General features: G+C 71.5%; 20 protein-coding genes. 11 read left to right on the top strand and 9 right to left on the bottom strand.

Going from position 1 to position 26,104, the window contains the following annotated elements; translation table 11 throughout:
• The first annotated feature begins 28 nt into the window (after positions 1–28).
• From xseA to ACZ7H1_RS25765, 3 genes are all read left to right on the top strand, one after another.
• Positions 29–1,315 carry an exodeoxyribonuclease VII large subunit gene (gene xseA / locus ACZ7H1_RS25775; RefSeq protein ID WP_470790087.1) on the top strand — a complete coding sequence of 429 codons (1,287 nt, stop codon included), beginning with the start codon at positions 29–31 and terminating at the stop codon, positions 1,313–1,315.
• 101 nt (positions 1,316–1,416) lie between these two features.
• Positions 1,417–1,635: an exodeoxyribonuclease VII small subunit gene (locus ACZ7H1_RS25770; protein ID WP_470790085.1), complete on the top strand. Its 219-nt coding sequence runs from the start codon at positions 1,417–1,419 to the stop codon at positions 1,633–1,635.
• 148 nt (positions 1,636–1,783) lie between these two features.
• Positions 1,784–2,374: a malonic semialdehyde reductase gene (locus ACZ7H1_RS25765; RefSeq protein ID WP_470790083.1), complete on the top strand. Its 591-nt coding sequence runs from the start codon at positions 1,784–1,786 to the stop codon at positions 2,372–2,374.
• A 99-nt stretch (positions 2,375–2,473) separates the two neighbouring features.
• Here the strand turns inward: ACZ7H1_RS25765 and ACZ7H1_RS25760 are convergent, their stop codons facing one another.
• On the bottom strand, positions 2,474–2,992 hold the full coding sequence (locus ACZ7H1_RS25760) for a DUF4245 domain-containing protein (RefSeq protein WP_470790131.1): 519 nt from the start codon (positions 2,990–2,992) through the stop codon (positions 2,474–2,476).
• A gap of 202 nt (positions 2,993–3,194) precedes the next feature.
• On the opposite strand from ACZ7H1_RS25760, the gene glpX reads away from it, so the two are divergent.
• Complete coding sequence (gene glpX / locus ACZ7H1_RS25755) at positions 3,195–4,226, top strand: class II fructose-bisphosphatase (protein ID WP_470790081.1); 1,032 nt, start codon at positions 3,195–3,197, stop codon at positions 4,224–4,226.
• 180 nt (positions 4,227–4,406) lie between these two features.
• On the opposite strand, the gene ACZ7H1_RS25750 is transcribed toward glpX, so the two are convergent.
• Together ACZ7H1_RS25750 and ACZ7H1_RS25745 are read right to left on the bottom strand one after the other, a co-directional pair.
• Positions 4,407–4,793 (bottom strand): WhiB family transcriptional regulator, encoded by a 387-nt coding sequence (locus tag ACZ7H1_RS25750; protein ID WP_470790079.1) that lies wholly within the window; start codon positions 4,791–4,793, stop codon positions 4,407–4,409.
• A gap of 142 nt (positions 4,794–4,935) precedes the next feature.
• The gene (locus ACZ7H1_RS25745) at positions 4,936–5,631 is read right to left on the bottom strand and encodes a DUF1707 SHOCT-like domain-containing protein (protein WP_470790077.1); all 696 of its coding nucleotides are present in this window, start codon (positions 5,629–5,631) and stop codon (positions 4,936–4,938) included.
• Between the two features lie 146 nt (positions 5,632–5,777).
• Here ACZ7H1_RS25745 and ACZ7H1_RS25740 point away from each other — a divergent pair, with 146 nt between their 5' ends.
• Entirely contained in the window at positions 5,778–7,466 is a 1,689-nt protein-coding gene (locus ACZ7H1_RS25740) for a fumarate hydratase (protein WP_470790075.1), read from the top strand.
• A gap of 68 nt (positions 7,467–7,534) precedes the next feature.
• Here the strand turns inward: ACZ7H1_RS25740 and ACZ7H1_RS25735 are convergent, their stop codons facing one another.
• Positions 7,535–8,032 (bottom strand): hypothetical protein, encoded by a 498-nt coding sequence (locus tag ACZ7H1_RS25735; protein WP_470790073.1) that lies wholly within the window; start codon positions 8,030–8,032, stop codon positions 7,535–7,537.
• A gap of 114 nt (positions 8,033–8,146) precedes the next feature.
• Here ACZ7H1_RS25735 and ACZ7H1_RS25730 point away from each other — a divergent pair, with 114 nt between their 5' ends.
• Positions 8,147–8,923 (top strand): arylamine N-acetyltransferase family protein, encoded by a 777-nt coding sequence (locus ACZ7H1_RS25730; RefSeq protein WP_470790071.1) that lies wholly within the window; start codon positions 8,147–8,149, stop codon positions 8,921–8,923.
• Between the two features lie 631 nt (positions 8,924–9,554).
• On the opposite strand, the gene ACZ7H1_RS25725 is transcribed toward ACZ7H1_RS25730, so the two are convergent.
• Positions 9,555–10,736 carry a helix-turn-helix domain-containing protein gene (locus tag ACZ7H1_RS25725; RefSeq protein WP_470790069.1) on the bottom strand — a complete coding sequence of 394 codons (1,182 nt, stop codon included), beginning with the start codon at positions 10,734–10,736 and terminating at the stop codon, positions 9,555–9,557.
• A 178-nt stretch (positions 10,737–10,914) separates the two neighbouring features.
• Here ACZ7H1_RS25725 and ACZ7H1_RS25720 point away from each other — a divergent pair, with 178 nt between their 5' ends.
• On the top strand, positions 10,915–11,115 hold the full coding sequence (locus tag ACZ7H1_RS25720) for a hypothetical protein (RefSeq protein ID WP_470790067.1): 201 nt from the start codon (positions 10,915–10,917) through the stop codon (positions 11,113–11,115).
• Positions 11,116–11,236: 121 nt separating this feature from the next.
• Here ACZ7H1_RS25720 and ACZ7H1_RS25715 read toward each other — a convergent pair whose 3' ends face one another.
• From ACZ7H1_RS25715 to ACZ7H1_RS25700, 4 genes are all read right to left on the bottom strand, one after another.
• The gene (locus ACZ7H1_RS25715; RefSeq protein ID WP_470790065.1) at positions 11,237–11,584 is read right to left on the bottom strand and encodes a hypothetical protein; all 348 of its coding nucleotides are present in this window, start codon (positions 11,582–11,584) and stop codon (positions 11,237–11,239) included.
• A gap of 26 nt (positions 11,585–11,610) precedes the next feature.
• Entirely contained in the window at positions 11,611–16,800 is a 5,190-nt protein-coding gene (locus ACZ7H1_RS25710; RefSeq protein WP_470790063.1) for an RHS repeat-associated core domain-containing protein, read from the bottom strand.
• Between the two features lie 104 nt (positions 16,801–16,904).
• The gene (locus ACZ7H1_RS25705; protein WP_470790061.1) at positions 16,905–17,870 is read right to left on the bottom strand and encodes an IPT/TIG domain-containing protein; all 966 of its coding nucleotides are present in this window, start codon (positions 17,868–17,870) and stop codon (positions 16,905–16,907) included.
• A gap of 250 nt (positions 17,871–18,120) precedes the next feature.
• Positions 18,121–19,641: a ricin-type beta-trefoil lectin domain protein gene (locus ACZ7H1_RS25700; RefSeq protein ID WP_470790059.1), complete on the bottom strand. Its 1,521-nt coding sequence runs from the start codon at positions 19,639–19,641 to the stop codon at positions 18,121–18,123.
• Between the two features lie 106 nt (positions 19,642–19,747).
• Between ACZ7H1_RS25700 and ACZ7H1_RS25695 the strand changes: the two genes are divergently transcribed.
• The 4 genes from ACZ7H1_RS25695 (at position 19,748) to ACZ7H1_RS25680 (ending at position 26,103) form a co-directional block, all read left to right on the top strand.
• The gene (locus ACZ7H1_RS25695) at positions 19,748–21,151 is read left to right on the top strand and encodes a class II fumarate hydratase (protein WP_470790057.1); all 1,404 of its coding nucleotides are present in this window, start codon (positions 19,748–19,750) and stop codon (positions 21,149–21,151) included.
• 109 nt (positions 21,152–21,260) lie between these two features.
• Positions 21,261–21,944: a cytidylyl-2-hydroxypropylphosphonate hydrolase gene (fomD, locus tag ACZ7H1_RS25690; protein ID WP_470790055.1), complete on the top strand. Its 684-nt coding sequence runs from the start codon at positions 21,261–21,263 to the stop codon at positions 21,942–21,944.
• A gap of 610 nt (positions 21,945–22,554) precedes the next feature.
• The gene (locus ACZ7H1_RS25685; protein WP_470790129.1) at positions 22,555–24,519 is read left to right on the top strand and encodes a SpoIIE family protein phosphatase; all 1,965 of its coding nucleotides are present in this window, start codon (positions 22,555–22,557) and stop codon (positions 24,517–24,519) included.
• A gap of 120 nt (positions 24,520–24,639) precedes the next feature.
• Positions 24,640–26,103 (top strand): catalase, encoded by a 1,464-nt coding sequence (locus ACZ7H1_RS25680; RefSeq protein ID WP_470790053.1) that lies wholly within the window; start codon positions 24,640–24,642, stop codon positions 26,101–26,103.
• The last annotated feature ends 1 nt before the right edge of the window (position 26,104 follow it).

Genomic DNA, 26,104 nt, shown 5'->3' with positions numbered 1-26,104 from the left:
TGTCAGTGCGGGCCGTTAGCCTGCACCCATGGGTCTGAATACGTCGGCCGAGGCGCCGCTGCCCGTCGGCCAGGTGTCCCGGCTCATCGGGGGCTGGATCGAGCGGCTCGGTCAGGTGTGGGTGGAGGGGCAGATCACCCAGCTGTCGCGGCGGCCGGGCGCGGGGGTGGTCTTCCTGACGCTCCGCGATCCGTCGCACGACATCTCGGTGAGCGTCACGTGCTACCGCGCGGTGTTCGACGAGATCGCGGACGTGGTCTCGGAGGGCGCCCGGGTCGTCATGCTGGCGAAGCCCGAGTGGTACGCCCCGCGCGGTCAGCTGTCGCTGCGGGCGACGGAGATACGGCCGGTGGGGATCGGCGAGCTGCTGGCCCGGCTGGAGCGGCTCAAGCGGTCGCTGGCCGCCGAGGGGCTGTTCGCACTGGACCGCAAGAAGCCGCTGCCGTTCCTTCCGCAGCTGGTCGGGCTGGTGGTCGGCCGGGCCTCGGCGGCCGAGCGGGACGTGCTGGAGAACGCCCGGCGGCGCTGGCCCGCGGTGCGCTTCGAGGTGCGCAACGTCGCCGTGCAGGGGGTGCACGCGGTGCCGCAGGTGGTCCAGGCCGTGAAGGAGCTCGACGCCCTCGCCGCGGTGGACGTGATCATCGTGGCGCGCGGCGGCGGCAGCGTGGAGGACCTGCTGCCGTTCTCCGACGAGCAGGTCGTACGGGCCGTGGCCGAGGCCCGCACCCCGGTGGTCTCCGCGATCGGGCACGAGCCGGACTCCCCGCTGCTGGACCTGGTCGCGGACCTGCGGGCGTCGACGCCCACGGACGCGGCGAAGAAGGTGGTCCCGGACGTCGGCGAGGAGCTGGACCGGGTACGTCTGCTGCGCGACCGGGCGCTGCGCTCGGTGCGCGGGCTGCTGGACCGGGAGGAGCGGGGGCTCGCCCATGCGCTGGGCCGGCCGGTGTTCGTCCATCCGCAGCGGATGGTGGAGACCCGCGAGGACGAGCTGGAGGCGCTGCTCGGGCGCAGCCGGCGCACTTTGCGGCACCTGCTGGACCGGGCCGACTCGGAGCTGTCGCACACGCGGGCCCGGGTGGTGGCGCTGAGCCCGGCGGCCACGCTGGAGCGGGGGTACGCCGTGCTCCAGCGGGCGGACGGGCACGTGGTGCGCTCCGCGGCGGAGGTCGCGGCCGGGGACCTGCTGCGGGCGCGGGTCGCGGAGGGCGCGTTCACGGTCCGCGTGGCGGAGCCCGGTCCGGAGGCGGGCCGGGAGGCGGGCCCGGAGTCGCCGGGCGCCGAGGCGTCGCCGGATGCCGGACCGGACTCCTGAGCGGGGTCGGAACCGGGCTCCCGAGCGGCTCCGGGGAGGCTTCACCGGCGCGCAATGTTCCTTTCGTACGACACACATACGACATGCATAGGGTGGTTCTGATGGCCGGTACGGACGCGGCGCCGGGTTACGAACAGGCGCGGGACGAGCTCATCGAGGTCGTCCGCCGCCTGGAGGCGGGGGGGACGACGCTGGAGGAGTCCCTCGCACTCTGGGAGCGGGGCGAGGAGCTGGCGAAGGTGTGCCGGCACTGGCTGGAGGGGGCTCGGGCGCGCCTCGATTCGGCGCTGGCGGAGGGCCGCGCGGACGACGCGGAATAGATGCCTGCCCAGGCAGGTTGGGGAGGTCGTTGACCCCTCAACAACCTGTGACCCCCGACATCCCGCGGCGGAGATAGTTGAAATTTCATCTATCTCTCCGTAGAGTCGGAGACGTCGCACAGCCAGCACCAATGGAAGGCACACGCCGATGTCCCTCGTTCTCGACTCCGCCGCTCAGGACCTGCTCTTCCGCGAGGCCCGCACCGCCAACACCTTCTCCGACGAGCCGGTGACCGACGAGCAGGTGCAGGCCATCTACGACCTGGTGAAGTACGGCCCGACGGCGTTCAACCAGACCCCGCTGCGCATCACGCTGGTCCGCTCGCCCGAGGCCCGCGAGCGCCTGGTCCGCCACATGGCCGAGGGCAACCAGGCCAAGACCGCCGCCGCCCCGCTGGTCGCGATCCTCTCGGCGGACAACGAGTTCCACGAGGAGCTCCCGGCGCTGCTCCCCCACTTCCCGCAGGCCAAGGACATGTTCTTCGCCGAGCGCCCGGTGCGTGAGAGCTCCGCACTGGTGAACGCCGCGCTGCAGGCCGCCTACTTCATCGTCGGCGTGCGCGCCGCCGGTCTGGCCGCCGGCCCGATGACCGGTCTGGACTTCGCGGGCCTCCAGAAGGAGTTCCTGGACGCCGACCACACCCCGCTGATGGTGATCAACATCGGCAAGCCGGGCGAGGACGCCTGGTTCCCGCGCTCCCCGCGCCTCGCCTTCGACCAGGTCGTCACCACGGTCTGAGCCGTTCGGCACCGCACGCGAAGAGGCCGGCCCCGGATCACCGGGGCCGGCCTCTTCGCGTGCTGCGTGCTGCGTACGTGCGTACCTGCGGACGGGGCCTCAGCCCTGCTTCATCTCCAGCGCGGCGGCCATCTCGGCCAGCTTCGCGAAGGAGGCCGTACCGGTGACCACCGTCGTCACGCCCTGCTCCTTGCGGACGAGCGCGTCGTACTTGGGGCCCTCCCAGCGCTGCCAGGTCAGGTCGCCGGCCCGCTCGGTCCCCTGGGTCTCCGCGGCGTTCTGGCTCACCTTGCGGATGAACTTGTCCGCGGACGGGTCGGTCGACTGCTCGACGGCCACGTACTGGTCGTCCGGGTCCAGGAAGCCCAGGTGCCAGGCGTTGGAGTCCCGCCGCGCGTACGACACCGAGGTGGTCCGCCACTCCTGCGGCAGCCCCACGGGAGCGGCCACCGGGTACGGGGCCGCGCGCCGGGCCGTGATCAGTTCGACCCGGTAGTCGACGACCCGGGTCGGATCCGCGTCCTCGTCGTGCGGGATGCACATGTAGATCAGGGCGACGAGGACCCCGATCACCGCGAGGGACCGCACCATGTCCCAGACCGTCTGCTTGCCTTTCATACCTGCCACGGGACCCATCGTCCCCTATCGCCCGGGGCGATCACCGTCAGGGGGCCCCGGCGGCGCGGCCGGGCCGCATCAGATACCGAGCGGATACCGATATGCCGCTCATACGTGACCCCCACTGCTCAATTTGTCGACGTACCGATAGAGTTCCAGCACCCTCCTTCACGGCCGTCGTCGTACAGAAAGGTGCGCTCCGATGACCGAGCACAACCTGCCGCCTCAGCTTGAGGTCTCGCCCGAGGCCCCCGACCGCAACCTCGCCCTGGAGCTCGTCCGGGTCACCGAGGCCGCCGCCATGGCCGCCGGTCGCTGGGTCGGGCGCGGCGACAAGATCGGCGCGGACGGCGCGGCCGTCAGGGCCATGCGCACCCTCGTCTCCACCGTGTCGATGAACGGCGTCGTCGTCATCGGCGAGGGCGAGAAGGACGAAGCCCCGATGCTCTTCAACGGCGAGCGGGTCGGCGACGGCACCGGTGCCGAGGTCGACATCGCCGTGGACCCGATCGACGGCACCACGCTCAACGCCAAGGGCATGCCGAACGCCATCGCCGTGCTCGCCGCCGCCGACCGCGGCACCATGTTCGACCCGTCCGCGGTCTTCTACATGGAGAAGCTCGTCACCGGCCCCGAGGCCGCCGACTTCGTGGACATCAACGCCCCCGTCTCGGTGAACATCCGCCGGGTCGCCAAGGCCAAGAACATGGCCGTCGAGGACATCACGGTCGTCATCCTGGACCGCCCCCGCCACGAGGGCATCGTCAAGGAGATCCGCGAGACCGGCGCCCGGATCAAGTTCATCTCCGACGGCGACGTCGCCGGCTCGGTCATGGCCGTGCGCGAGGGCACCGGCGTCGACCTGCTCCTGGGCATCGGCGGCACCCCCGAGGGCATCATCTCGGCCTGTGCCATCAAGTGCCTCGGCGGCACCATCCAGGGCAAGCTGTGGCCCAAGGACGAGGCGGAGCGCCAGAGGGCCCTGGACGCGGGCCACGACCTGGGCCGTGTCCTGCACACGAACGACCTGGTGTCCGGCGAGAACGTCTTCTTCGTCGCCACCGGCATCACCGACGGCGAGCTGCTGCGCGGCGTCCACTACCGCTCCGAGACCGCGACCACGTCCTCCCTGGTCATGCGCTCGAAGTCCGGCACGATCCGCCAGATCGACTCGACGCACCGCCTGTCGAAGCTGCGCGCGTACAGCGCCATCGACTTCGACCGCGCCCAGTAGGCGCAGCAGGGCCGGCAGGACCGGACAGACCCGAGGGGCGCTCCCGTGTGCGGTGGGAGCGCCCCTCGCGGCTGTCCGCCGGCGAAGCGGACCGCTGTGTGTGCGTGCGTGCGTCGGCGTCGGTATGGGTGCGCGTACGCCGGGACGCCGGAGACGTCAGGACGCCGGCCGTCCGTACGGTCAGCCGGCGGCGGCGACCGGGCCGGCGGTGGTGCCCTGGCGGAGTTCTGCGGCGCGCCGGCGCCGCCTCGCCAGGACGACCCGGCGCTCCGCGGCGGTCAGGCCGCCCCACACGCCGTACGGCTCGGGCTGGAGCAGTGCGTGCTCGCGGCACGCCACCATCACGGGGCAGCGGGCGCAGACGCGCTTGGCGGCCTCCTCGCGCGACAGCCGGGCGGCCGTCGGCTCCTTGGACGGAGCGAAGAAGAGTCCCGCCTCGTCCCGGCGGCAGACCGCGTCGGAATGCCAGGGGCCGTCCTCTTCCCTGATCGGCAGCCGCGGGTTCGGGATACTCGGAACGCGCTGGACGACGGCTGCCTGCAAGGACTGATGCGGCGGTTGCTGCACGGTCTACTCCTGACGACGTATTCGCGAGCGAGAGACGATGCACCTGTCCCTACCCGCTGCACGCACGCCTATGCACTGCGTTCCACTTCCGGAGACTTCGACCGGATCCCGCCCCCGGTGAGCGGCCGGAACCGCCCTTGTGTCAGGCCCGGGGGTGCTTGCGGAGGCGGGCGGCGAGGTCGACGAGCCGGGCTCCGGACTTGTTCCGGGCCTCGATATTGCCCAGTACCGAAAAGCCGCGGACGATCACCACGGGCGCCTGCGGATCGCCTTCGGCGGAGGCGTTCGCCTGGACGTCGAAATTGCCGAGTACGCCGTTTCCGAATCCCCGCAGCGTGACGTTTTCCGGCACCACGATTTCGACATTGCCGAGTACGCAGGTCACGTTGATCTCGGTGAGCTGCTGTTCGAAGACGGCCTGGGTGAGGTCGATGGACACGTCGCCCATGACGGCGACCGCGCGCGTGCGCGACGCGGGCCGCCAGCGGCCCCGACGGGCGGCGCTGCCGCAGACCGCGAGCACGCTGTCCGGGGAGCCGGTCCACTGCGGTACGGGCGCCGGTTCGGCGGCGAGGTGGGGGCCGACGGGTCGACCGCCGGCTCCCGGGCCGGCGGGCAGGTCGCGCACCAGGCGCTCCAGCTCTCCGACGGTCTTGGCCGAGTACAGCCCGTCGAGGCGCTCACGGTGTTCCTCGGACGTGAGGCGGCCCTCGGCGAGGGCGTCCGCGAGGACGTGTGCGATCCGGTCGCGATCGGCGTCGGAGGCCCGCAGCGCAGCGTGTCCGGCGGGCCCTGCGTGTTCGGCGGCCGCTGCCGCGGGGTGCTTTTCGAGGTCCACGGCCTCAGCATAGCGAGACACGATAGATCGCGATAGTGCTGAGTGAGCCTTACCTCACAGACAGCACCCCGGGGTCAGGACCTACGCTGGTGCATTGCGCTGCCAAATGGTCGCCAGCGCTGTCTGCCGAGTGAGGAATGGCCACAATGTCCCTGCGCCCCCGCCCCCCCGTCCCGGCGTTCGCGTACACCGACCTGCTCCCCCTGGGAGAGGACACCACGCCGTACCGCCTGGTGACTTCCGAGGGCGTCTCGACCTTCGAGGCCGACGGCCGTACGTTCCTCAAGGTCGACCCGGAGGCGCTGCGCACGCTGGCCGCCGAGGCCATCCACGACATCCAGCACTACCTGCGCCCGGCGCACCTCGCGCAGCTGCGCCGCATCATCGACGACCCCGAGGCCTCCTCGAACGACAAGTTCGTCGCGCTGGACCTGCTGAAGAACGCGAACATCGCGGCGGCGGGCGTGCTCCCGATGTGCCAGGACACCGGCACGGCGATCGTGATGGGCAAGCGCGGCCAGAACGTCCTGACCGAGGGCGGCGACGAGGAAGCGCTCTCGCGCGGCATCTTCGACGCGTACACGAAGCTGAACCTGCGCTACTCGCAGATGGCTCCGCTCACCATGTGGGAGGAGAAGAACACCGGCTCGAACCTGCCCGCGCAGATCGAGCTGTACGCGACCGACGGCGGCGCGTACAAGTTCCTCTTCATGGCCAAGGGCGGCGGCTCGGCCAACAAGTCCTTCCTCTACCAGGAGACGAAGGCGGTCCTCAACGAGGGCTCGATGATGAAGTTCCTGGAGGAGAAGATCCGTTCGCTGGGCACCGCGGCCTGCCCGCCGTACCACCTGGCGATCGTGGTCGGCGGCACGTCCGCGGAGCACGCCCTCAAGACGGCCAAGTACGCCTCGGCGCACTACCTGGACGAGCTGCCCACCGAGGGCTCGGCCCTGGGTCACGGCTTCCGGGACCTGGAGCTGGAGGAGAAGGTCTTCGAGCTGACCCAGAAGATCGGCATCGGCGCGCAGTTCGGCGGCAAGTACTTCTGCCACGACGTGCGCGTGGTCCGCCTCCCCAGGCACGGCGCGTCCCTGCCCGTCGCCATCGCGGTCTCCTGCTCCGCCGACCGCCAGGCCGTCGCCAAGATCACCGCCGAGGGCGTCTTCCTGGAGCAGCTGGAGAAGGATCCGGCCCGCTTCCTGCCCGACACCACGGACGAGCACCTCGACGCCGCGTCCGACGTGGTGAAGATCGACCTGAACCAGCCGATGGACGACATCCTGGCGACCCTGACCAAGCACCCGGTCAAGACCCGCCTGTCGCTGACCGGCCCGCTGGTCGTCGCGCGCGACATCGCGCACGCGAAGATCAAGGAGCGGCTGGACGCGGGCGAGGAGATGCCGCAGTACCTGAAGGACCACCCGGTCTACTACGCGGGCCCGGCGAAGACCCCCGAGGGCTACGCGTCCGGCTCCTTCGGCCCGACGACGGCCGGCCGGATGGACTCGTACGTCGAGCAGTTCCAGGCGGCGGGCGGCTCGAAGGTCATGCTGGCGAAGGGCAACCGCTCGCAGCAGGTGACGGATGCGTGCGGCAGCCACGGCGGCTTCTACCTGGGCTCGATCGGCGGCCCCGCGGCCCGGCTGGCCCAGGACTGCATCAAGAAGGTCGAGGTCGTCGAGTACGAGGAGCTCGGCATGGAGGCGGTCTGGAAGATCGAGGTCGAGGACTTCCCGGCGTTCATCGTCGTGGACGACAAGGGCAACGACTTCTTCCAGAACCCGGCTCCCGAGCCGACGTTCACCCACATCCCGGTGCGCGGCCCGGGTCTCTAGGCGCGGTCGGGGGGGAGGGGCCCGGCGCAGGCCCCCCCGCACCTTCGGGTTCGGGTTCGGCTTCGGGTTCAGCGGGTGAGGCGGAACTCCAGCCGGCTGTACTCCCCGTCGGGGGTGGAGCGTACGTACCCGCTCACGTTCTTGAAGTCGCCGGTGCCGCCGGTGACCGCGATGTCGAACGCCGCGGGCGCCTCGTCGGACGGGCTGACCGCCAGCAGCGCCTGCCCGGCCACCTGGCCTCCCGGGCCGCCCGTCAGGGCGTACGAGCCGACGCAGTGCAGGTCGCCCGGACTGCCGGTGCGCACCACGGTGCAGGTCACTCCGCCACGGCCGATCTTCTGCCCGCCCTTCTCCCGGTACAGGTCCTCTGCGAAGGCGAAGGAGTCGCCGAGTGCGGGTGGCGCGTCAGTGCCCTGGCCGCTGTCGCCGGCCGGGACTTCCTTGGCGTAGAGGGTGAAGTTCAGGTCCTCGGCGTGGGCGGTGCCGGCCGAGACCGGGACGGCGAAGGCGACGGCCGCGGTCAGACAGGCGCAGAGCGCACCGGCCCTCCTGTAGCTGCGGGACATGTGCTGCCTCCTGCGGGGTGGTGGGCCTCCCCCTCGGTCATTGTCCGCCGCCTCCGGCGGCCGCGCCCGCCGGAAAGCGCTCCCCCGGCCCGTGTGCTCGGTGAAACTGGGCGCATGGACACTCTTTCCGAAGCACGTCTCGACGCGTACCTGCGGCGGATCGGCGCCGAGCGGCCCGAGCGGCCCACGGCCGGGGCGCTGCGCGATCTCCATCTCCGGCACCTGCGTACCGTGCCCTTCGAGAACCTGTCCATCCACCTCGGCGAGGACATATCGCTGGAGCGGGAGGCGCTCCTCGACAAGCTCCTGGTGGCGCGGCGCGGGGGGTTCTGCTTCGAACTGAACGGTGCCTTCGCGCTGATGCTTCGCGCGCTCGGCTACGGCGTGCAGCTGCTGGACGCGCGGGTGTTCCCGGCGGGCGGCGGCCGGGGCGTCCCGTACGGGCACCTGGCACTGCGCGTCGAGGACTGCGAGGGCACGGCGTGGCTTGCGGACGTGGGCTTCGGGGACCACAGCCACTTCCCGCTGGCCTTCGACGAGCGGGGCGACCAGAAGGACCCGGGCGGGGTGTTCCGCATCGAGGACGCGGCGGACGGCGACGTGGACGTCGTACAGAACGGCGACCCGCAGTACCGCCTACGGCTGCGCCCCTGCGAGCTCTCCGACTTCACGGCGGCCGCCTGGTGGCACCGCACGTCACCGGAGTCGCACTTCACGCGCGCGCCGGTGTGCACGCTGCTGACGGAGACGGGCCGGATCACGATCAGCGGCGGCAAGCTGATCACGACGGGCGCCGCGGGCCGTACGGAGGACCCGCTGCCGGACGATGCGGAACTCATGTCCGCCTACGGCACCCATTTCGGCATCGCCCTGACCCACGTCCCGGCCTGAGTCGGCGACGAACCGGCGTGCGTGCCTGCCATGACGGGCAGGCACGCAGGTACGTCGTCCCTATCCCGTGCAAGCGTCGGTAGACCGCCAATCAGTCCGGACGAGACCTGGTGGGTAGGAGTCCGGATTCCAGCCGTCCGAGAGGCAGAGTGCGCGCAGGGCTTCGACGACCCCCGGGGCCTTGCTGCCCGTTCGTTCCTCCGCGTACGCCAGGAGCTCGGTCGGGTTCTCGACGAATACGGCGTGATTGTCGCCGATCGACACCCAAGTCCCCTCGCCCGGCGCGTCGCCGGACGCGGGAGGCCCTGCGGGCGGGTCTGAGCCGGGGTCGTCGACCCCTGCCAGAGGATTCGGCCACCCCGAGGCTTCGAAGAGTACGTCGCCGTACTCACGCGCCAGGCCACGGATCTTTTCCACGAGGGGAAGGATCGTAGGTGCGCTTCCCGGGTCACTCTCACACGCTGCTGCGTGTTCCATGAGCGCGGCACACAGTGCCCGCGCAGCGGCTCCGATCTCGCCTTCACTCACCGGCTCACGACTCCCTAGGGCGATGCCACTGATAGTGCCAGGTCTCCAACACCTCACCACGGTTGGTGAATACGTCAACGATTGGCACCCTCGAAGAGGACCGTCAGAGACTCATCCCTGATAGGCGGGTCAGCCGGGTCAGCTTGTCGTTGCTCCGGCGGTGCAGGGAGGACAGCACCCGCAGGACTTCCCGCCCCATGGGGTGGATGCGTGCCATCTGGGGGGCTACACCGAAGGCGATGTACAGACTCTCAAGTGCCGCATCCCAGTCGCCTACGTCAAGCTGTGCGCGGGCCGCGTTGATGTAGGTGGGCGCCACGCGCGTGGGCGGAAGCCCGGCCACGGCGCGAGCGAGATCGTCTGTGAGGGCGAGCGCATCACGGGGCCTGCCGAGATCCACATTCGTGGCCAGAATGTGCGTGAACGTGTTCTGCGGACCCACCGTCAGCCCATGCACGTTCAGCTCGCCGGGCAGGCCTTCCGAGATCGCAGTGGCCGACCGGATGTGCCGCTGAGCTTCACGCCTGGCTTCCCGCTTGTCGAGAAGCCGGCCTGCCAGCGTCATCCCCCGCAGGTTCAGGATGCACACCGCGATGTCCCGCTCTTCCCCGGACAGGCTCGTCTGCGCCTGCCCGATGGCCCCGTCGACGAGGCTGAGGCCGCGTTCCACGTCACCGAAGTTCAAGTAGGTGCCTGCCCGGTCCCGGGCCGCCACGGCCACCCCGAGAGGATTGGCCTTCTGTTCCACCGCCCACCGCTGGCGGGTCACGGCCAGCTCGGCCATGTCCATCCAGCGGTGTCGGGCGGCAAGCCAGTACACGGAGCTGTAGACATCGGCCAACCGCATCCAGGCCTGGGGGGTGTTGGCAGTGTGCGCACACTCCGTGGCGTCCCTGAGAAGTCCGGGGAGCGCCGTGAGGAGCTTGTCCACCTTGACCTTCTCGCGGAGCTTCTGCGCGGGATCGATGGCGGCCGTGAGCGCATCCTCCACGACCGGACGGCCCTCCGGGAGGTCGTAGTCCCGGATCGCGCCCCGCAGCGCGGAGAGGCTCGCCTCGGTCGTCCGCTCTACAGGGGCTTCTCCGAACACCTCCGCCATGGTCAGCCCCATGACCTTGCCCAGCTCTGCCGCAACGGCAGGACTGAGGGTTCGATCGCCTACCTCGATCTTCGACAGCAGCGAGACAGAGATGTTCGCTTGGCGGGCCAATTGCGCTTGAGACACGCCGCGCGCCTTCCGAAGCACGGCCAGGTGTGCGCCGGGGGGAAGCTCAGTCGCGCTCATGGGCCCATCTTCCCGAGAACAGCCGCAGCCATTCCCTCTGTTCGCAGCGTCCGCACCCATGGTCACACGCTCCGCACGCGACCGCACACACGTTGTGCAAGCTTCGTGCAAGTTCGCTCGTCTGCAAAGGAGTTGTCTTAGACCAGGGCGACGGAACTTCGAGGGAAGGTCATCGATCATGGCGACGCAACAGGCGGCGGATACGGCGGACACGTTCGAGTACGCGACGTACACCGTGAACCGCGAGACATGCCCTTCGTGCAGCATGCCGATCCCCCTCAACCAGCTCGCACAGCGAGGGACGCTCGTCCAGGAGGACGGGCCGCCCATCGTCGCCCACTGGCACAACCGATGCGTGAAGCCGGACGGTTCTCGATGAAGCACCCCCGTCGGACACAAGAAACCACATGCCCGACCACGAGTGAAGGAGTGCCCCCGCCGGCGCATCGCGCGCGTGGCATGCCGAACGGGCGTCACCCAAGCTTCCGCCGGCCGGCGGCTTACGGTCGGTCCGCGGGGGCCCATGGCTCCGGCCCGGAGGATGAGAACTCCCTGAGGAGACCAAACAATCGCGCGATCGCCCGTTCGTTCTCCGCGTCGGAGAACGACTGCGCATCAGCGACACGGAACCCCTCGCCCAGTTCGGCCAGCACCAGACCCCACCAGGTGAGCTCCGGAGCGGCCTTTCCCCGCTTGGCCAGCCAGGATCGAAACGCCGACAGCCTCTGCTGCTCAGAGCAGGCGTCGAAGCCGTCCAAAAAGGCACACACTTCGCCGAATGTGCGATTCATCGTGTACATTCCGGCGCGGCCGTCAATGAGGTCAATGACTTCATCAATCTGACGCATGTCACCCGACCTTCCTGAACACGCGCCTATCGCTTCCGCGTCCAGTCGTGATCATCCGGATAGTCCCACTGATCTCTCCACTCGTCATTCGACATTCCGCCCTTGCCAGTGAACTGGTCGTACACCCTGCCGTCCTTGACGACGACAGTGTGATGCCCCCAGCTTTCCTGCGCGAGCTTGTAGTCGCCAAGCGCGGGGAACGGAGCCTTGGGTGTGAGGGTCCAGATCTCACCGCCGATTTCCTGCTGGAGCTTGTCGGCGAATTCATCGCATCCCGCGTTGTGGGTGAGGACCGGGACCCCGCCCGCCACGGCGTAGTACGTGTGGAGGCCGTCGACGGTCAGGTTGTAGACCGTCGCCTGGCGGGAGTGGTGGCGGACCGCCGTGATCTGGACATGCGTGCCCGCCGAGGTGCGGAGCCACTGGCCCGGGCGCAGGGTGCCTGCGTCGGCCCAGTCGTCCAGCGCCGGGACCCAGAAGGGATGGCCGGTCGTTGCCGTGAGGGTGCCGGGCTTGCCGTCTGCGCCCTTGATCGTCAGGTCGACCACGGATTTGCCGCCGGTGCCCTCGATTAGCGCGGTGACCGGGCGCGGGCCCGTTTCGCCGGTTTCCGGGTCCGTGGCCAGGACCCGGTCGCCGATCGCGATGTCGGCGATCCGCTTGCGCGTGCCGTCGGCCAGCAGGACCGGGGTGTCCGCGGTGAAACTGTTCGGGATGCGTGCCGGGCACATGCGGGTCGTCCACTTGCCCGCGCCCCAGGCGCCCAGCATGCCCGCCGCGCAGCCCATCGCCATCGAGGTGCCGACCTGGCCCCAGTCGACCTTGCGGCCCGACAGGCGCTGGAAGCCCCAGTCCATGAAGCCGTCCACCAATCCGCCCGCCACGCAGCCGGCCAGCAGGGGGCTGTTGCCCGAGGGGTCGGTGTACGTCGTCGGGGAGGACAGAGCGTACTGGTAGAGGTTCGCGCCGCCCTCGTGGCCGATGGGGTCCTGGGAGATGAAGCGGCCCGTCTCCGGGTCGTAGTAGCGGTTGCGGTAGTGGAGGAGGCCCGTGCCGTCCGCCTCGCGGCCCGTGAAGGTGTGCTGGTTGCTGGTGGCGGCTCCGATACGGACCGGCAGGCCCGACGGGTCGTACGTGTACCGGGTGGCGACCTTGCCGTCGGGGTCCGCGAGGCCGAGCACCGAGCCCAGCGCGTCCGTCAGGTAGACCTGCGTCTTACCGGAGGCGGTGCGGGTGAGGAACTCGTCGAGGCCGGAGGTGGCGACCGTGGCGGCCGTGGTGCCGGATCCGGTCTGTTCGACGAGCGGGTTGGCGCCGTCGGTCAGGAAGCGCCGCTGGGAGGTGCCCACGGTCGCGCTGTTGCGGGCGCCCAGGGGGTCGTAGCCGAAGGCGGACTTCTGGCCGGACTTCGCCGTAAGGCCGGTCAGCCGGCCGCGGGCGTCCCACGCGTACGTCCGCAGCCCGTCGGAGGTGAGCTGCCCCTCCTTGTCGTACGTGAGCGTGCGGCTGCCGAACTTGGTGAGCCGGTTGTCGGCGTCGAACACCGAGCCCGTCTCGGCCGCGGGCAGCGCCACCTGCGCCAGGGTCCCGGTCAGGCCGGTCTGCAGGCCGCGTGCGTCGCGTGCGTAGACGAGGTTGCCGACCTTCAGCGTGCCCTTGGTGTACGCGATCGCCCGGACGAGGCCCGCCTTGTCGACATCGGTCGTCCGCGTGAATCCGCCCGGGAGCTGCGCGCTCCGCTCCCGTCCCGCCGCGTCCAGGCCGAAGGCGACCTTCCCGGTTCCCGTGGTCACCGACGTGAGGACCGAGGACGTGTCGTAGCCGTATCGGGTCGTGACCCCGGCGGCCGTCATGGAGATGCGGCGGTCCGCGTTGTCGTACGTGTAGCCGACCGTCCCCGTCGGCCCCGTGGTCGAGCGCAGCCGGTCGAGGGTGTCGTACGTGAACGTCCGGGCTCCGGAGCGGCTGTCGGTGAGCTTGGCCAGGAGGCCGGCGGTGCCGTACTCGTAGAGCGCGGTCGACTGCGCGATGCCGGCCGGGTTCACGCCGTAGCTCTCGCTCGTCGGGCGTCCCAGAAGGTCGTACGCGGCCGTCGCGACCTCTCCGGCGCGGTTGACGGTCTTCTTGATGCGGCCGGCGGGGTCGTAGGCGAAGGTGGCCCGGGCGCCGAGCGGGTCGATGGCCGCCGTGGGGCGGTCGGCCTGGTCGTAGGACCAGACGGCCTTGTTCTTGCGGGCGTCGGTGAGGCTGGTGAGGTTGCCGTTGGCGTCGTAGCCGTAGGCGATGGTGTGGCCCAGGGGGGCTGTGGTGCGCGTGGGCTGGTTGAGGTGGTCGTAGGCGAGGGTCGTACGCGATCCGGACGCGTCGGTCAGGACGGTCGGGCGTCCCGCACCGTCCGTGATCCGGCCGGTCACCCGGCCCTCCGGATCCTTCACCGCCGCCAGGTCGCCGCCCCGGTAGGTGTACGAGGTGACCGCCTTGGCCGGGTCGGTGGCCGTCTTCACCTGGCCCTGGGGGGTGTGGGTGAAGGTGGAGACCCGGCCCGCCGGGTCGGTGCGCCTCACCAGGTTGCCGGCCGTGTCGTAGCCGAGCAGCGTGGTGTTGCCGAGGGCGTCGGTCACCTTCGTGGGCTGGTCGAACGGTCCGGCGTAGACGGTGGTCCCGGTGGAGCGCGCGTCCGCCGTGCCCGCCAGCTCCTTGGCGGAGGTGACGTGCCCGTTGGCGTCGTACGTCATCTCCGTGCGGCGGCCGAAGGGATCGGTGACCGCGTCGACCCGGTGGTCGGGGCCGCGCGCGAAGACGGTCCTGCGGGCAAGGTCCGTCCCGTGCGCCTGGGTGTCGGACAGCCCGTAGCCGTCCCGGTCGAACTCGACCCGGCGCACCGCCCCGCCGGGCTGGGTGACCTGTACGGCCGCGACCCGGCCGGCCTCGTTCTCGGTGTAGGCGAAGCGGAAGACGGCTCCTTCGGGGAGGGTCTGCTCCCGGACCCGGCCGTCCGCGTCGTAGGTGTTGGCGAGGTACGTGATCCCGCGGGCGTCGACGGCCGTCGCGATCCGGTTGCTCGTGCCGTCGTAGGTGTAGCGGCTGGTCTTCCCGGCCGGGTCGGTGACGGTGAGCAGGCGGCCGCGGCCGTCGTACGCGTAGCGGGTGGTGCGGCCGGTGTTGTCCTTCGCCTCGCGGACGCGGTGCCGTGCGTCGTACGCGAGCGAGATCCAGCGGCCTCCGGGGGCGTCGATGCGGGTGGTCTCGCCGAAGCTGCCTTCGAGGCGCTTCAGCCTGACCGTGTTGCCGTGCCGGTCGCGCATCTCGGTCAGGACGGCCCTGGTGGAGAAGACCCAGACGGTGCCGTCGCGGAAGGTCAGCTCCCAGCCGTGCTTGCCGGTGCGGTAGCGGATCTTCGAGCCGCGGAACTCGCTCGGGGTGCTGCGGGCCTCGAAGACCGCGTCGGCGCCGCCGGTGCCGGGCGAGATCCGCGGGTAGTGGACCTTGGCCCCGCCGGGGAGGTAGAGGTCCACCTCCCGGTAGTTGCCGGTGGCGGAGTGCAGGAAGGCGTTGTACGAGAGGTCCCGGCCGACCCCGAAGGCGCGGGTGTGGGTGTCGGCCTGCCAGTAGCTGCGGGTCACCTCCGCGGTGCCGAGCGGGCCCGAAACGGCCAGGTCCGTGCGGGTGTCGGTGAGCATGCCGGTGCTGAGCTCGACCGGGTCCCCGGAGAGCCAGGCGAAGACGTCCCGGAACCAGCCGAGCAGCCACGGGAACGGGCCCTCCACGAGGATGGGGCCGCCCATGGCCTCGTGCGGGACGCGCCGGTCCGCAGTTCGGTGTCCCTGCGGGGCGGCCGCGGGGGCGTGCGGGCCGGAGGCGCGGGCCGCCGCGGCCAGGCCGAGGCTGAACGTGCCGGTCCTGAGGGAGGACGGCGCTGCCGTCAGCGTGTACGTCCCGGCCGCAGGAAGCGCCGGCAGCCGGTACGTGGTCGCCGTGTCCGCCACGTAGCGGCTGTCGACCAGCCAGGTGCCGTCCGGGCTGCGGACGGACAGCTCCCAGGAGTACGGCGAGGCCTCGATGTCGAGGGTGGGCTTCTGCCCGGCCGTTCCGGCGAAGGTGTAGCGCGCGTTCTGCCCTTCCCGGGCGGCTTCCGCCGGGCGGCGCGGCCCGCCCGCCGTCAGTACGCCGCCCGGCGCGTCGGGGAGCAGCGTGGCGACCGCGGCCGCCCGTCCCGCGACCGGCTTCTCGGGCCGTACGAACACGTGGTGGGTGCCCGCCGCCAGCGGAGCCCGCAGGTCCACATCGCCGCTCGCCCCGATGTACGCGTCCGCTCCGTCGGCCGTTGCGCCGGGCGAGCGGACCACCACCCGGGAATCCCCGAGGGCCGAGCCGGAGAAGACGACGCTCGCCCCGTCCCCCGCGGCCGCCTTCACGGCGAAGTCCAGCTGCTGGCCGGGCCGGGTGAGCTCGCCGGTCTTCGGGGTGAGCGCGGTCAGCGTTCCGGCCGGTACGGGGCTGGAGAGCCAGAGGGTCGCCGCGCCGAGTGCGGCCTCGGACGGGGTAAGGACGAGCGCGTAGGTGTCCCCCGGCTTGAGGTCGCTCAGGTAGACCACGCCGTCCGAGCCCGCCGGGACCGTGCCCAGCCGGGTGCCCTGCTTGTCGCCGGGGCCGATGAGGTGGACGCCGCTGTTCGCGCCGAAGCCGTTGCCCGTGACGGCGAAGCCCAGCCTGCCGCCGCCGGGGGCCTTGAACGCCGTACGGATCCGCTGCCCGGGGCGGGCCGCCTCGGCCCGTGCGGAGGCGCCGTCGAGCGCGACGGATGCACGGGCGTCGGCGGACAGGGTCAGCCGCAGCGAGCCGACCTGGCCGGCCGGGTCCACGAGGACGGCGTAGGCGCCGGTCTCCGGGAGGTCCGGCAGGTCGACGGTGCCCGCGCCCAGGACGGGAGAGCCGGTCACGAGCGGCTTCCCGGCGGGGGTGAGGACGCTGACCCGTACGTTCTCCGCGAAGGTGCTGTCCGTGACGGCCAGGGTGAGGCCGGCGCCCTTGCTCGCGGTGAAGGAACCTTCGGCGTGCCGGCCCGGCCGGGTGATCTCGACGGCTGCGGGTGCGCCGGTGGCCGTCAGCCGGGGCACGGTGAGGGGCTGTGAGACGGTCACCCTCGCCTGCCCGAGGTTGGACAGGCCGGGCCTGAGGATCAGGGAGTACCGCCCGGCGAGCGGCAGGTTGCTCACCTGCCAGTGGTTCTTGCCCGCTCCGACGTAGCCCCGCTCGCCGACGCGGTTCCCCTGCGGATCCCGCAGTTCGAGGCTCAGGGCCGTGTTGAAGGTGGACTCGGTCAGGCCGAAGCCGACGTCGTCCCCCTTGGCCGCGTCTGGACCCTGCCGAGGTTGCCCGGGGTCGTCACCGCCACCACCGGCGGAGCCGTGTCGGTGTACGAGGTCACCACGGAGGTCTCGACGGGGCCGTCGCCCTGCGGGTCGACGCGGAACGGCGTCCGCGATGCCGCCTGCCCGTCCGCGGTCGCGACCTCGACCGGGCCGGTCGTCGCGCCCGGCGGGACCTTGGCCGTCAGGGTCGAGGAGGAGGCCGCGGTCACCTCGGCCACGAGTCCGTTGATGCGCACCGTGCTGGCGCCCGGCGCGGGCGCGAAGCCCGAACCGCGGATCACCACGGAAGAGCCCGGGGGGCCGTGGTCGGGCTGGAGGGCCGTGAGCGCGGGCGGGGCGGGTGCCGGGGTGAACACCTCCGTCGCGTATCCGGTCGCGCGGGCCACCTGGACGGACACCTTGCCGGTGCCCGCGCCCGCGGGGACCGTGACGGACAGGCGGGTCTTCGTCGCCGTGAGCACCTTGGCGGCCTTGCCGCCAATGGTGACCTTGTTCGAGGCCGGGGTGGTGGAGAAGCCGGTGCCGGACAGCGTCAGCCGAGCACCGGCCACGGCGCGGACGGGTACGACCGAGAGGACCGAGACCCGGGTCGAGGCGTACCGGTCGATGCCCAGACGGTTACCCACCGCGTCGTAGCGGTAGCGGGCGGTCTGCCCGGCGGGGTCCGTGATGCCGACGAGGCGGCCCGCGGCGTCGTACGCGTACACCGCGTTGTTCGTCGTCGCCCGGGCCGCGGGTGCCCGGGGGCCGGCGGCGGCCGCAGGACGCGGCATCGTCGCCGCCGTCGCCGTCGCGTCCGGGGCGTGCGGGACGTTCGGGACGCCGGGCGGAGGTGATGCCTCCGCCGACATCGCACCGGCCGCCAACGCCAGGACCAGCACACCGATGGTTAAGGAACGCGAACGACTGAACACACGTGCCCCCACAGCGCCCTCCCCAGAGCAGCGCCCGCACCACGGCAGGCGCATACAACTCGCCGCCCCCCTGCGAGTGGTCACACGGTACACACGATCGATCGAATGCAGGATCGGTTTTCCGGAAAGTCGCGTTTGCGTTTCTGTTCGCGAAGTGATCCGGCCATCCGGGGTCAGGAAATGCGACACCCGGCCGGGGTGCGCCGGCCGGGTGGGGGGGTTGGGGGTACGGGGCGGTGGGGTGGAGCGGTTACGCGAAGCGCTGGTTGGGGGCGCCGGTGCAGGGCTGGAGGCGCAGGGGGTCCTTGGCGGCGGCGAGGGTGAGGCACATGGAGGCGGCGGCCGCGGGGCGCAGGGTGGCGCCGTCGCGGACGAACTGCTGGTTGGCGCCGCCGTGGCAGTTCCACAGGATCAGGCCGGTGCCGGCGCCGTAGTTGCCGCCGGGGGCGTCCAGGCAGCGGTCGTGGGTCAGTTCGACCTTGACGGACTTGCGGGCGGAGTCGTACCACCAGCCCTGGTTGCGGCCGCCGTGGCAGTCCCAGCCGATGATCCGGGTGTTGTTGGCGCTGGCGGCGCCGTCGGCGTCGAGACAGCTGCCGGTGGCCTCGTTCTTGAGGGGTTTGAAGTGGTCGTTCCAGGCGCCGGGCTGGAGGACCGGGGTGCCGGTGCTCGCCGGGTCGGCGCAGCTCGCCTCGGTCAGGCCCGAGTCGTAGAGCTGGGTCAGGCAGGACGCGAAGGCGCCGTGGCCGCGGTAGTTGGGGTGGAAGGACTGGCGGGCGGTGTTCTCGTCCCACGGGAAGTGGTCGCCGAGGTCCAGGTAGAGGCCGCGGGCCCAGGTGTCCTCCATGCACACCTCGTGGCCGTGGAAGAGCCGCGAGTTGTCCAGGTAGAGGGCGCCGGAGTTGCGCGCCGCCGCCCGCATGCCCTTCTCGAAGGTCGGCACGGCGTAGTTGCGGCCCCAGGTGGCGTCGGAGTCGTAGCCGGCGCAGCCGCCGGGAAGCTTGCCGGGGAAGTTCGGGTTGTCGTGGAAGTCGGGGCCGATGGGGCTGGGGTAGCCCATCACGACGAGCTTGTAGTCGCCGTCCGCGTAGCCCGCGCCGCGCATGACGGTGCGCAGGTCGGCGACGGTCGCCTCGACCTTGGGGCGCAGGCCGTCGACGCGGGCCTGCCAGCCGGGGGCGTACTTGGGTTCGCAGGTGCCCTGGCTGAGCACCCAGCGGGTGACGCAGTCGGTCATGACGGGGCCGAACTGGAGGTCGTCGTTCGCGCCGGCGACCAGCAGGACCATCTTGATCCGGGTGTTGCGGGCCTTGATCGCGAGGCTGTCGCTCTGGACCAGCTCGTCGGCGTACTGCTTGCTGCCGCCGATCCGGATGTTGCCGGTGTAGCCGCCGGAACAGGCCACGTTGAAGGTGAGGTCGGCGGGGATGCCGGTGCGGTGGATCGCGGCGTCGGGCGAGCGGTGGCACTGGTTGGTCGGCGTGTTGGTGGCCGGGTCGTAGTTGCCCACGCCCTCGCCGGAGATCTCGCTGTCGCCCAGCGAGATGAGGCCGGTCTTCCGCTCGGCCATGGGCCGGACCGCCGCGTCGCCGTAGATCTTCACGGCTTCGGCGGCGCGGATGGCTTCCAGTTCCGGCGAGAGCGGTGTGACGGCCGAGGCGGGAGTGGCAGCCTGGGCCATGGGGGTGATCGCGGTGACGCCGCCGAGGGCGGCCGCGAAGGCCGCCAGGGCGGCGAAGGAAGATCTGAGTCTGGGTTTCGTGCGGGCCATGAATGCCTCCCGATGTCAGTGTTACCTCCGGTATTTACTGGCCAGTAGGAGACTTGGGAACACTTCGAACAAGACAATTGCTCAACTTTTGTGGGAGGGCACGAAGATGACGGACGATCAGAGCGGCGCGGAGTACCGGACCGAGCACGACTCGATGGGCGAGGTACGGGTCCCCGCGCAGGCCAAGTGGCGGGCGCAGACCCAGCGCGCGGTGGAGAACTTCCCCATCTCGGGACAGCGCCTGGAGCGCGCGCACATCGAGGCTCTGGCCCGGATCAAGGGCGCCGCGGCCACCGTCAACGCCCGGCTGGGGGTGGTGGATCGGGACATCGCGGAGGCGATCCGCAGTGCGGCCGGGGAGGTGGCCGACGGCCGCTGGGACGAGCACTTCCCCGTCGACGTGTTCCAGACCGGGTCCGGCACCTCGTCCAACATGAACATGAACGAGGTCCTGGCGACCCTCGCGGGCGAGCGGCTGGGCCGGGAGGTCCACCCCAACGACCACGTCAACGCCTCGCAGAGCTCCAACGACGTGTTCCCGTCGTCCATCCACATCGCCGCGACGGCGGCCGTCACCCGCGACCTGATCCCCGCCCTCCAGCACCTGCGCGCCGCCCTGGAGCGCAAGGCCGCGGAGTTCGCCACGGTCGTGAAGTCCGGCCGGACGCACCTGATGGACGCCACGCCGGTCACCCTGGGCCAGGAGTTCGGCGGCTACGCGGCCCAGGTCCGGTACGGCAACGAGCGCCTGCGCTCCGCCCTGCCGCGGCTCGCGGAACTCCCCCTCGGCGGCACCGCCGTCGGCACCGGCATCAACACCCCGCCCGGCTTCTCCGCCGCCGTCATCGCCGAGGTCGCGGCGGCCACCGGGCTGCCCCTGACCGAGGCGCGGGACCACTTCGAGGCCCAGGGCGCCCGCGACGCGCTCGTCGAGACCTCCGGTCAACTGCGGACGATCGCGGTCTCGCTCACGAAGATTGCGAACGATCTGCGCTGGATGTCCTCCGGTCCGCGTACAGGATTGGCCGAAATCAATCTCCCGGACCTCCAGCCGGGCTCGTCGATCATGCCCGGGAAGGTCAACCCGGTCATCCCCGAGGCCGTCCTGATGGTCGCCGCACAGGTGACGGGGAACGACACCACGGTCGCCGTCGCGGGCGCCGCGGGCAACTTCGAGCTGAACGTCATGCTGCCCGTCATGGCGAAGAACCTGCTCGAATCCGTCCGCCTGCTCGCCAGCGCCACCCGCCTGCTCGCCGACCGCACGATCGACGGGATCACCGCCAACGTGGACCGGGCCAGGGAGTACGCCGAGTCCTCCCCTTCCGTGGTCACGCCCCTCAACAAGTACATCGGCTACGAGGAAGCCGCGAAGGTCGCGAAGAAGTCCCTCGCGGAACGCAAGACGATCCGCCAGGTGGTCCTCGAATCCGGATACGTGGACCGCGGAGACCTGACCGTCGAACAACTCGACGAAGCCCTGGACGTCCTGCGGATGACCCGCCCCTGACCCACGCCGACCTGGCCCCGGACCGCTTCCAGGGGGTCGGAAATCAGCCGATTCTCGTCCGTGACCTGCACCGCAGCGGTCGCGGGGAGCTCAGCCCTAAGATCTGCGCATGACAGGTACGGCAGGCACCACGCAGGGGACGCACTGGGCGCCCGGGGAGCACATCCTCTGGCGCTATCGCGACAATGCCCCCGACCTGAAGGGCGCCGTGCACATCTGCCGCCCGGTCACCGTCGTGCAGGACACCCCGGACCTGCTGGCCGTGTGGATGGCCCCCGGCACCGAGTGCGTCAAGCCCGTGCTGCTGGACGGCACCCCCGTCCACGACGAGCCGCTCGCCACCCGCTACACGGCGCCGCGCACGACCGTCCGCGCGCACTGGTGGGGAGCCGGGGTGCTGAAACTGGCGCGGCCCGGTGACCCGTGGTCGGTGTGGCTCTTCTGGGAGCGGGGCTGGCAGTTCAAGAGCTGGTACGTGAACCTGGAAGAGCCGCGCCGCCGGTGGTCCGGCGGAGTGGACTCCGAGGACCACTTCCTCGACATCTCGGTCTACCCTGACCGGAGCTGGAAGTGGCGGGACGAGGACGAGTTCGCACAAGCTCAGCGTTCCGGGCTGATGGACGCCGCACAGGCGGCCCGCGTCCGCGCCGCGGGCCGCGCGGCGGTGGACCTGATCAGGGCCTGGGGTGCTCCCTTCTCCTCCGGCTGGCAGGACTGGAGACCCGATCCGAGCTGGGAGGTTCCGGTTCTGCCCGAGGACTGGGACCGCACTCCGGCGCATATGACCTCATGAGACCCTTGATGCGCCCCCGGGGTCGAAACGTAGGATCGTCCTCCGCAAGGATGTAATCCGTAATTCTGATGCCGTGCGCGAAACTTGACCGAGGATCAGGGGGGACTCCCGGGCGAAGTTCGGGGAAGGTGTGTCCGGGGCGACGGTGCCCCCGGGCCTGAGCGGGTATACCGCGACTGACCGAGTTGAGTGCAGCGCACATCGAGCGCAAACGGACGGAATTCCACGCGTGACGGAGTACCCCACCTCCCACGAGGGCCCGCAGCCGGGAGCCGGGGCCGCGGCAAGCGCCGCGGCAGCCCCGCCTCCGGGCGGCTCCGACGTGCCGTCGCAGCCCCAGGCCGCCGGGCGCGGCCCGCGCCGGCTGCCCCGCACCGCAGCAGCGTCCGCTGCGTCCTCGGCATCCCCCGGGGCGTCCGGGGCATCCGGGTCACCTGCCTCGTCCGGGTCGGCGGCTTCGGCTGGGGCAGCCGGGTCCGCAGCGCCTGCTGGGCCTGCTGCGTCTGCTGCGGGAAGCCACTCCGACGGGCACGGCAAGACTCCGCCCGCCTCCGGGCAGGCGACCCGCGGGCAGAGCCCGGCCCCGGGGGCCGGCCAGCCGGGGGAGAAGATCCCCGGCGCCCGGCGCGAGCACGGCGCGGCCGCCGCCCGGGCCCGCGACGAGGGCGCGGCCCGGTCCGCGAGCGGCGCGGCCGCCGCCGGAGGAGCCGGCCAGGGAACCGGTTCCGGCTCGGGAACGGGCATACCCGGCGCGGGGAGTGACACGGCGTCCGCGGCCCGCCGCGAGGGCGACCGGCTGCGCTTCGTGGGGGCCGCCACCCGCCGGATCGCCCGGGGCATCGACCTCGACGAGATCGTGCTCGGCCTGTGCCGGGCCACCGTGCCGACGTTCTCCGACGCCATCCTCGTCTACCTGCGCGACCCGCTGCCGGTCGGCGACGAGCGCCCGGTCGGCCCCGTCGTCTTAAGGCTTCGCCGGACGGACCGCCTCCGCCCGATCGACGACCTGACCGACCTCGTGGCCTCCGCGGGCGCCGCCAGCGGCACCGGATCCGCCGCGGACGGCCGCGGCACGCCCGCGGCCGAGGGCTCCGGCGAGACGCTCGACTTCAGCCAGCTGCCGCTGCTCGGGCCGCAGGGCGACCTGCCCGCCGCCGAGCTGTGCGAGATCCGCCCCGGCGGGGCGCTGGCCGAGGTGCTGCGCGGCGTCCGGCCCGTCTTCGGGTCCTCCGCCGCGGCGCGCGCCGCGCTGCCCGAGCTGCTGGGCGCCGAGCACCCGCTGCCGCGCGGCCAGCGGGCCATCCTGGCGCCGCTGCGCGGCCGCCGCCGGGTCATCGGCGCGGCCGTGTTCCTGCGCAGCCCCGAACGCCCCGCGTTCGAGCCCAACGACCTCCTGGTCGCCGCCCAGCTGGCCACGCACACCGCGCTCGGCATCGACAAGGCCGTGCTCTACGGCCGCGAGGCGTACATCGCCGACGAGCTCCAGCGCACCATGCTCCCCGACAGCCTGCCGCAGCCCACCGGCGTCCGGCTGGCCAGCCGCTACCTGCCCGCCGCCGAGACGGCCCGGGTCGGCGGCGACTGGTACGACGCCATCCCGCTGCCCGGCAGCCGGGTCGCGCTCGTCGTCGGCGACGTCATGGGCCACTCCATGACCTCCGCGGCGATCATGGGCCAGCTCCGCACCACCGCGCAGACCCTGGCCCAGCTCGACCTGCCGCCCGCCGAGGTCCTGCACCACCTGGACGAGCAGGCCCAGCGTCTGGGCTCGGACCGCATGGCGACCTGCCTGTACGCCGTGTACGACCCGGTCTCGCACCGGATCACCATCGCCAACGCCGGGCATCCGCCGCCGGTGCTCCTGCACCTGGGCGGCCGCGCCGAGGTGCTCCGCGTACCGCCCGGCGCGCCCATCGGCGTGGGCGGCGTGGACTTCGAGGCCGTGGAGCTGGACGCCCCCGCCGGGGCGACCCTCCTGCTGTACACCGACGGCCTGGTGGAGTCCCGGCTGCGGGACGTGTGGACCGGGATCGAGCAGCTGCGCGAGCGGCTCGCCACCACCGCCCAGCTCACCGGCCTGGACCACCCGCCGCCGCTGGAGGCGCTCTGCGACGACGTGCTCGACATGCTCGGCCCCGGCGACCGGGACGACGACATCGCCCTGCTCGCCGCCCGCTTCGACGGCATCGCGCCGAGCGACGTCGCGTACTGGTTCCTGGACCCGGAGGAGACCGCCCCGGGCCGGGCCCGCCGGTTCGCCCGCCGGGCCCTGGCCCGCTGGGGCCTGGAGGACGAGCTCGGGGACTCCCTGGAGCTGCTGGTCAGCGAGGTGGTGACGAACGCCGTGCGGTACGCCGAGCGGCCCGTGACCCTGCGGCTGCTGCGGACGGACGTACTGCGCTGCGAGGTCGGCGACGACTCTCCGCAGCTGCCCCGGCAGCGGCGGGCCCGGGACACCGACGAGGGCGGCCGCGGGCTGTTCCTGGTCAACCGCCTGGCCCGGCGCTGGGGCGCGACCCGGCTCAGCAGCGGCAAGGTCGTCTGGTTCGAGCTGCCGCTCCCTCCCCGTCACTGAGGGTGACCGCGGCGGCCGCTGTTGCCGCTGCGGCCCCGGCGGAGTTGACTGGGCTGGCGGGGGGCTCCCGGCGGCAGCCGGGGGTCAGGCGACGGGAACCACCTCCACGGGAGGACGCTCGTGACCCAGGAACCGCGGAAGATCCCGTACACGACGAGCAACAGCGGCATCCCGGTGGAGAGCGACGAGCACTCGCTCACCGTGGGGCCCAGCGGTCCGATCCTGCTCCAGGACCACTACCTGATCGAGAAGATGGCCCAGTTCAACCGCGAACGGGTCCCCGAACGGGTGGTCCACGCCAAGGGCGCGGGCGCGTACGGCGTCTTCCAGGTGACCAACGACGTCAGCCCGTTCACCACGGCCGACCTCTTCCAGCCCGGCCGCAGGACCGAGATGCTGGCGCGGTTCTCGACCGTCGCGGGGGAACAGGGCTCGCCCGACACCTGGCGCGACCCGCGGGGCTTCGCGCTCAAGTTCTACACCGCGCACGGCAACTACGACCTGGTGGGCAACAACACCCCGGTCTTCTTCGTCCGCGACCCGATGAAGTTCCAGGACTTCATCCGCTCGCAGAAGCGCCGCCCCGACAACGGGCTGCGCGACCACGACATGCAGTGGGACTTCTGGACCCTCTCCCCCGAGTCCGCGCACATGGTCACGTGGCTGATGGGCGACCGCGGCATCCCGAAGACCTACCGCCACATGAACGGCTACGGCTCGCACACCTACATGTGGGTCAACGGTGCCCGCCAGAAGTTCTGGGTGAAGTACCACGTCAAGACCGACCAGGGCATCGAGTTCCTCACGCAGGACGATGCCGACGCGCTGGCGGGCTCGGACCCGGACGCGCACCGGCGGGACCTCTTCGACGCGATCGACCGCGGCGAGCCGCCGAGCTGGACTATGCACGTCCAGGTGATGCCCTTCGAGGACGCGCCGAACTACCGCTTCAACCCCTTCGACCTGACCAAGGTGTGGCCGCACGGCGACTACCCGCTCATCGAGGTGGGCCGGATGACGCTGGACAGGAATCCGGAGGACTACTTCATCCACATCGAGCAGGCGGCGTTCGAGCCCTCGAACCTCGTGCCGGGCATCGGCCCGTCCCCGGACAAGATGCTGCTCGGCCGGCTGTTCTCGTACCCGGACACGCACCGCTACCGGATCGGCGCGAACTACACCCAGCTGCCGCCGAACCGGCCCCGCTCGCAGGTCGCCTCGTACGCCAAGGACGGCGCGATGCGGTACGAGGCCTCCGCCGCGGCCCGCCCGTACGCCCCCAACTCCTACGGCGGTCCGGCGGCCGGCACCCGGTCCTTCGGGGAGCCGGCGGGCTGGACCACGGCGGGCGAGATGGTGCGGGAGGCGACCAAGCTGCACGGCGAGGACGACGACTGGGGCCAGCCGGGCACGATGGTCCGCTCGGTGCTCGACGACGCGGCCCGCACCCGGCTGGTGTCCAACGTCGCCGGCCACCTGTCGGACGGGGTGAGCCGCCCGGTCCAGGAGCGGGCCTTCGCCTACTGGCGCAGGATCGACAAGGACCTGGGCGACCGGATCACCGCGGCGGTCGGCGGCGGCTGAA

The sequence above is a fragment of the Streptomyces sp. NPDC037401 genome (assembly GCF_055602345.1).
Note: the sequence above shows the minus strand (reverse complement) of the source record. Positions and strands in the feature narration are given on the sequence as shown.